Below are 6,534 nucleotides of genomic sequence, written 5' to 3' on the forward strand. Positions count from 1 at the left end.
CGAGAGGACCTGCCATGCCCAAGCGTCGGGGAACCGGGCTGTTGCTCGCTCTCCTGGCCTTCGCCCAGTTCATCAGCGCGATCGACTACAACATCGTCTACGTGGCGCTGCCCGAGATCGGCCGGGCCGTCGGCTTCGACGCCCACAGCCTCCAGTGGGTCGTCAGCGCCTACGCCGTCGCCTTCGGCGGGTTCCTGCTGCTGGGCGGCCGGATGGCCGACCTGCTGGGCCGGCGCCGCATGTTCACCACGGCACTGGTCCTGTACGGGCTGGCCTCCCTCACGGGCGGCCTCGCCACCGGACCCGGCGTGCTCGTCGCGGCCCGTGCCGTCCAAGGCCTCGGCGGTGCCCTGCTACTGCCCGCCACCCTGTCCCTGATCAACACCAGCTTCGACGAGGGCGCCGAGCGCAACCGGGCACTGGCCGTGTGGGGCGGCGCCGGCGCGGTCGGACTCGCCCTGGGCTCCCTCCTCGGCGGCCTGCTCACCAACTACCTCGGCTGGGAAGCCGTCTTCTACGTCAACGTGCCCCTGGCGCTCGGCGCCGCCGCGGTCGCGTGGAAGGCCATCACCCCGGACGCCCCCCGCGAACGCGGCCGCAGCTTCGACATGACCGGCGCGCTCTCGGCCACGGTCGGCTTCACCGCCCTGGTCTTCGGTGTCGTGCAGGGCCCCGAAGCGGGCTGGACCTCCGTCCAGGTCCTGACCGCCCTCCTCGGAGGACTCGCCCTGATCGGTGTCTTCCTCGCCGTGGAGGCACGCACCGCGCACCCCCTCATGCCGCTGCGGCTCCTGCACAACCGCAACCTCGTGGCAGCGATGGGCGTCACCTTCATCTTCATGGGGACCTTCGGCGCGCAGTACTACTTCTTCACCCTCTACCTCCAGAACGTGCACCACTACAGCGCCATGGCCACCGGCCTCGCCTTCCTGCCGTCCGCGCTGACCGGCATGGTGGGCACCAAGGCCAGCGAGAAGCTCCTCGACCGGGTCGGGACGCGCACCACCCTGCTCACCGGGCTGCTGCTCGGCGCCGCCGGCATGACCGTCCTCGCCCTGGCGCTGTCACCCACCGGTGGCTACCTGTCGCTGCTGCCCGGCGTGACCCTGCTGAGCCTCGGCCAGGGCCTGGCCTGGACCGCCATGTTCGCCGCGGCCGGCACCGGCGTCGACGCCGCCCACCAGGGCATCGCCTCCGCCATGGCCTCCACCACCCAGCAGATCGGCAGCGCCGTCGGCCTGGCCATCCTGATCGCCGTGGCCTCCCACGGCACCCACGCCACCACCGGACCCAGCCTCGTGCCCGGCCTGCGCACCGCCGGGTTCACCGCGGCGGCCCTCACCCTGCTCGGGGTGGCCATCGCGCTAACACTGCGCCGCCGGAACGCCGCCCGGCCGGCCACCGACCGCGACGCGGACACCGAGGTCCCGACCCCGGCTCTGTCCGCATGACAAGCACCCGGGCCGCGCCCCCCGAGCGGGGACGGCGCGGCCCGGGTGCTCGCGGCGGCGCCGCTGCCTTCGAGGCAGTACACCGACGTCGCGCTCGCCGCTTCCCCGCTGCACCCGGTGCGTCCGGCTAACGGGTGGGGGAGCGGAGCACGGGCAGCAGGACGACGGCGTCGACGTACAGCGTGTGCCGGGTCGGGGGCAACGATGAGCCGACTGAAGGCACCGGCGTGCCGGCGTGGGCCTTCTTCACCCACGGGCCACCAGGATCCCGGTCGCTCCCGGCGGCCTTCGCGCTCGTGTGCGGCAGCGACGTGTCGGGTATCCGGGCGCCGCCCGGCACGGTGGCGGGCCCGGCGCTCGTCGGTGGACGGCGCCGTCAGACCGGCCGAAAGTCGCATGCCCGGGCGGCGGGTGACGCGGAAGATCTGTCCCGCGACCGATGAGCCGGTCCCTTCCGCCCGGCGAGGCTGTCCGGGCATCCCTTCCACACCGGTCCGGCCGTACCTCAGAAGCAGTTACCGAAGGAATTCCCCTGCTCCAACTCGCCGCTGTCGTCCTCGTCCTAGCCGCCCCCACCGGCCTCGCCGGTGCCCTGCCGGCCCGCCGCGCGGCCCGGACCAGCCCGGTCACGGCCCTGCCCGTGGACGGCTGACGTGAGGCCGGCCGCGCCGCCATGCCGTCGCGGCATGGGGGCATACCGAAGAAGCACTTCCCTGAACAGCCCGCAGCGGGGTGTGCTGGGCGCCGGGGAGGCGCCCCGGCACACGCCCACGAACACCTCGGAAAGACCGCACATGACCAAGCACTTGACCCCGGCCCACACCACCCGCCCCGGCACGACTGCCCCCGCCGCATCGCCACCACTGCCCTACGACCCCGAACTGGTTCCAGTAATACGGGAGATGGGGGAGCGGCCCGCACTGACCCCTGAGAGCATCCCGGCGACGCGCACCGCCATCGGGGCCGGTGCGCTCGACGACGACACCCTGAGGGCCGGCGGAGAACTGGCCTGGGCGGAGCGCACGGTCGTCGGGCGGGACGGGAATCTGGACGTCACCCTGTTGATCGGCCGGCCCGCCGACGCGACACCGGCGGAACGCCTCCCGGTCCTGTACTACGTCCACGGCGGCGGCATGATCGCGGGCAGCCGACGTCATCTCGTCTCCGACGTCCTCGAGTGGACGCGGACCCTGCGGACGGTGACGGTGTCGGTGGAATACCGGCTCGCCCCCGAACACCCCTACCCCGCACCGCTGGAGGACTGCTACGCGGGTCTACTGTGGACCGCCGAACACGCCGCGGAACTGGGGGCGGACCCGGACCGAATCGTCCTGGTCGGCGCCAGCGCCGGTGGAGGACTCGCCGCGGGCCTAACCCTGCTGGCCCGCGACCGGGGCGGCCCCGCGACGATGGGCCAGATCTTGCTCTCCCCCATGCTCGACGACCGCAACGACACCCCCTCCAGTCGCCAGATGGAGAACCGCGGTCTGTGGGACCGCGCCTCCAATGCCACCGGCTGGAACGCCTATCTGGACGGCGCCGCCGGCGGCCCCGAGGTCTCCCCGTACGCCGCCCCGGCCCGCGCCGAGGACCTGACGCGTCTATCCCCGGCCTACCTCGACGTCGGCTCGGCGGAAACCTTCCGCGACGAAACCGTCGGCTACGCCAGCCGGCTGTGGCAGTCCGGCGTCCAGTGCGAGCTGCACGTGTGGCCGGGCGGCTTCCACGGCTTTGACGAGTTCGCCCCCCGGACAGCCCTGGCGCGACGGGCCAAGCGAGCACGCCGACAGTGGCTGTGTGGCCTCCTGGCCACCTGATCCACGCCCCGGCTTCCACGGAGTGCGCCGGACCAAGTTACCCGTTCGCACACCTTACGTAGCAAGAAACGCGTGCGCTGCTGTTTGGCCTGTGCGTACGCACCGATGAGAAAGAGTTCGACATGCGCAAGAAGATGACTGCCGTCCTGGCTGGTGTGGGAGCGGTGACCGCACTCACGGTCGCTGCCTCCCCCGCCGACGCGGCCTCGTCGTTCACTCCCCGGAACGGCGCCACCGGCAAGTGCCTGGCCGGCTGGTCGAGTCACACCGTCGCCCAGTCCAACTGCGGGGACGCCAGCACCTCATGGTCCTGGGTGGAGGCCGGCACCAACCGAGGGATGTACAAGAACACGTCCACGGGAATGTGCCTGGACACCAATGGGGACGGTGTCTATCTCTCGCCGTGCAGCAGTGCAGATGGCGGCCAGGTATGGGGCACCTGGGACGGTTGCACGCTGTGGAAGAACCACGTCTACAACCGCTACCTGACCGGGTGGAACACCGGTACGGTTTCCATGCGGAACTATAACGACGTGGATAGCGTCAGCAAGCAACACTGGTTCGGACAGCCCTGCTGAGCTTGACCTGGTCTTCCGGCCCCCGCCGACGGCACACAATCGGCGGGCGCTGAGGACGACGAGCACCGCCGGGTGCTGGAACTGTGCGACGACTCGCCCGCGACAAGCCCCTGGCGTGGTTGGAGGAATCGATCGCGCAGCAAGGATGGCGGCAAGCAGGGGGCCCGGGTCAAGGACAGGCTAGTGGTCGCGGTGTTCGGCATTACGAGCCAGGGCCCACGGAATCGAGGCCGCTGCTTCACTCGCACTCGGTCGTGTCGGTTCGCGCCCGGCGGCCGCACGACGGGAAATGGGGCAACCTGTCGACGGACTCCCTGATATCGAACATCGTCGCGGCCGACACCCTCTACACCCTCTACACCCTGTACTTCCTGCACGATCTGTCCGCCCGGCTCGGTTGGGCGTGGGAGCCGCGCCAGGTGACGTCCGGCCGCTGGCAGGTGACTGAAGGCTGGGCCCCGGCGATGCGCAGCCACCCGCCCGCGCCGTTGATGTACCGATACGCGGCGATGAAGACGTTGATGCCGCGGGGCTGCTGCGGGTGCGTGACGACGTGATCGTGCTGCACGCCATGCGCTGGCCCGATGAGATCCGCGACCCGGGCGAGCTGCTGCCGCCGCCGGTGGAGCTGTCCGACGAGGAGATCGAGGGTGCTCTGGCGCTGATGGACAGCATGACCCGCGAGGACCTTGAAGGCGCAGAGTTCCAGGACACCTACACTGAGGCCCTGGAGCAGATCATCGAGGCCAAGCGGGAGCACCGTGAGCCGCCGGCCCTGCCGGAGCCGGAGGGGGAGCCGGGCCAGATCGTCGACCTCATGGCCGCCCTGACCCAGTCCGTGCAGAAGGCGAGGGCGGACCGGGGGGAGGACGCCGACGTCCACGACATGCCGAAGAAGACGACGAAGAAGCAGCCGGTCAAGAAGACCGCAGCCAAGAAGACATCAGGGCGCAAACCGCGCAGGAGCGCGTGAACCCAATCGTCGCCCGGGTCGTCTGGTTTGGCGAGCCCTGGTGCGCCGGCTGCTGGACGAGCTCGGCTGGGCAGCGCGGAACGGCTGCCTCCCGCAGCGCTACGCGTCAGGCTCTTGACGCAGGTCCAGGAAGCAACGCAGCCGTACACCGGGCTCGCCCGGGGCCCGGGTCGTATGGTCCGCCGGCGCGATGGCGCATCGCGCGCCGAGCAGCTCCTGGACGGCGAAGGCGGTGTCGTCATCGGCGGCCGCGACCTCCACGACCGCCAAGCCCGGCACTGCCACATGTGACTCGTTGATCTGCTTCATGCCTGGCACGACGCCTGGGCGCCCCGGCAGGTTCTGCCGAGCAGGGGTCTTCACCCGACCGGGTACGCCGCCGGGCGCGGATCAGTTGGCCTCACAGCCGATACCGTCACCGTCCCGGTCAAGGCGGTGCGGGTCGTCGGGGCCGACCCAGACGGGGCCTGACAGGTCCGCGCAGTCCACATCGGGCGCACCGGCGTCAGGTCCGTCCGGGAGGTCTGGGCGCGCCGGGGTCTCCGGGGGCGGAGACAGGCGAGTGCGGGGGAGAGGAGGAGGCCTCCGGCTGCTCGGGGCAGGCGGTCCACAGGCCGGCTCCGGCCTGCTGGGCGGCGTCCTCGGCGTCGGAGATCCTGGTCCAGTACTTGTCGTTGGGCGGATAGAGGACCGCCTCGGCGTGGCCGCTGCGAACGAGGGACTGGTTGACGAAGGTTCCCTGCTCGTTCCACACGTACAGCAGATACCGGTCATAGCGGTCGGTCAGTTCGACGTCCCGTTCGACGCGGATGCGGCTGCCCGGGGGTAGGAGCGTGGTGGTGCGGGCGGTGGCCTCATCGGAGAAACATGCACCTCGCTCCGGGGTATCGATCTCCAAAAGCCGGACCCCCACGGTGCCTTTCGGCAGGAGTCCGCCGTCGCCGCGCACTTCGAGGGTGTCACCGTCGACAACGCGGAGCACCACCCCGCTCGTCGGAGCGGTCGAGGGTGGCTTGGGTTTCGTGGACGGCGCGGCCGCGGGCTTGTCGGAGGGCTCGGCAGGCGGCTTCGTCGTACCTGCGAGCGAGCCGGGATCAGGGTTCTCGGACGGCTGAGTTGCGGAGGCCTCGGTCGGTGCAGTCTTGCTGGACGTGTCCTCCTGGCTCCCGGCAAGCAGCGCCCCGAAGCCGCCCATGAGGACAAGAAGGCCGAAAAGGACGAGGATTGCGGTGATCCAGGGATGCTTGGGGCGTCTGGGACCACGCAGGCCCTGGGAAACCGGACGCCAGGGCAGGTTGCGCCGGTCATTCGCGTCAGGTGGCGGAGAAGGGCACATGGCGCCCTCCAGAGGTGAGAAGTGCTGTTTCCAAGTACAGCACTGAGCTTCTTCAGCGTTGCAGCTCCAGGGTGAGGACGGCCTTGGCGATTGACGTCATGCGGTTGGGACTGCATCGGGACCTGCGGAAGATCCGCCAAGACTTCACGCGGGCGACCTGGAGGACGATGAGACTGCCGCTGGCGCGAGGAGATCCGGCCGGGTCAAAGTTCAGAGCAGCTTCTCGCCGATCCTGCCGTTCGGGTACAGGGCAGCGGCACGTGCAGCCAGTTGATCAGCCCTTAAGAGGTCGTCTCATTTGGGCTCGTAATCTTGAGGTATGACGATTGTGGAGCGGCTGGTCCCGGAGGGGTTGTGGGAGTTGTTCCAGCGGGTGGTG

General features: G+C 70.2%; 7 protein-coding genes and 1 pseudogene. 5 read left to right on the forward strand and 3 right to left on the reverse strand.

All coding sequences use genetic code 11. From position 1 onward, the window contains the following. The first annotated feature begins 14 nt into the window (after nt 1-14). The 5 genes from ACIF8T_RS36450 (at nt 15) to ACIF8T_RS36470 (ending at nt 4,819) form a co-directional block, all read left to right on the forward strand. Nucleotides 15-1,451 carry an MFS transporter gene (locus ACIF8T_RS36450; protein ID WP_400041271.1) on the forward strand — a complete coding sequence of 479 codons (1,437 nt, stop codon included), beginning with the start codon at nt 15-17 and terminating at the stop codon, nt 1,449-1,451. A gap of 794 nt (nt 1,452-2,245) precedes the next feature. Beyond that, nucleotides 2,246-3,268: an alpha/beta hydrolase gene (locus tag ACIF8T_RS36455; RefSeq protein ID WP_400041272.1), complete on the forward strand. Its 1,023-nt coding sequence runs from the start codon at nt 2,246-2,248 to the stop codon at nt 3,266-3,268. A gap of 122 nt (nt 3,269-3,390) precedes the next feature. Continuing rightward, nucleotides 3,391-3,846 carry a hypothetical protein gene (locus ACIF8T_RS36460; protein WP_400041273.1) on the forward strand — a complete coding sequence of 152 codons (456 nt, stop codon included), beginning with the start codon at nt 3,391-3,393 and terminating at the stop codon, nt 3,844-3,846. Between the two features lie 83 nt (nt 3,847-3,929). After that, nucleotides 3,930-4,403, forward strand: coding sequence for a relaxase domain-containing protein (locus ACIF8T_RS36465; RefSeq protein ID WP_400041274.1), 474 nt, complete (start codon nt 3,930-3,932; stop codon nt 4,401-4,403). After that, nucleotides 4,388-4,819: a hypothetical protein gene (locus ACIF8T_RS36470; RefSeq protein WP_400041275.1), complete on the forward strand. Its 432-nt coding sequence runs from the start codon at nt 4,388-4,390 to the stop codon at nt 4,817-4,819. The genes ACIF8T_RS36465 and ACIF8T_RS36470 overlap by 16 nt, the downstream gene beginning before the upstream one ends. Nucleotides 4,820-4,918: 99 nt before the next feature. Here ACIF8T_RS36470 and ACIF8T_RS36475 read toward each other — a convergent pair whose 3' ends face one another. The 3 genes and pseudogenes from ACIF8T_RS36475 to ACIF8T_RS36485 all read right to left on the reverse strand — a co-directional run. After that, nucleotides 4,919-5,128, reverse strand: a complete 210-nt coding sequence (locus ACIF8T_RS36475; protein ID WP_351367698.1) for a DUF6207 family protein — start codon at nt 5,126-5,128, stop codon at nt 4,919-4,921. 196 nt (nt 5,129-5,324) lie between these two features. Continuing rightward, a complete protein-coding gene (locus ACIF8T_RS36480; RefSeq protein WP_400041276.1) occupies nt 5,325-5,801 on the reverse strand; it encodes a thermonuclease family protein in 477 nt (158 codons plus the stop codon). 406 nt (nt 5,802-6,207) lie between these two features. Further along, nucleotides 6,208-6,312, reverse strand: a pseudogene (locus ACIF8T_RS36485) (IS5/IS1182 family transposase); the annotation flags it as partial. Between the last annotated feature and the right edge of the window lie 222 nt (nt 6,313-6,534).

The sequence above is a fragment of the Streptomyces sp. NPDC085946 genome (assembly GCF_044540485.1).
GTDB lineage: Bacteria > Actinomycetota > Actinomycetes > Streptomycetales > Streptomycetaceae > Streptomyces.

Coding starts and splice junctions, on each gene's coding strand:
- ACIF8T_RS36450 (WP_400041271.1), top strand. CDS start 15: ATGCCCAAGCGTCGGGGAACCGGGCTGTTGCTCGCTCTCCTGGCCTTC.
- ACIF8T_RS36455 (WP_400041272.1), top strand. CDS start 2,246: ATGACCAAGCACTTGACCCCGGCCCACACCACCCGCCCCGGCACGACT.
- ACIF8T_RS36460 (WP_400041273.1), top strand. CDS start 3,391: ATGCGCAAGAAGATGACTGCCGTCCTGGCTGGTGTGGGAGCGGTGACC.
- ACIF8T_RS36475 (WP_351367698.1), bottom strand. CDS start 5,128: ATGAAGCAGATCAACGAGTCACATGTGGCAGTGCCGGGCTTGGCGGTC.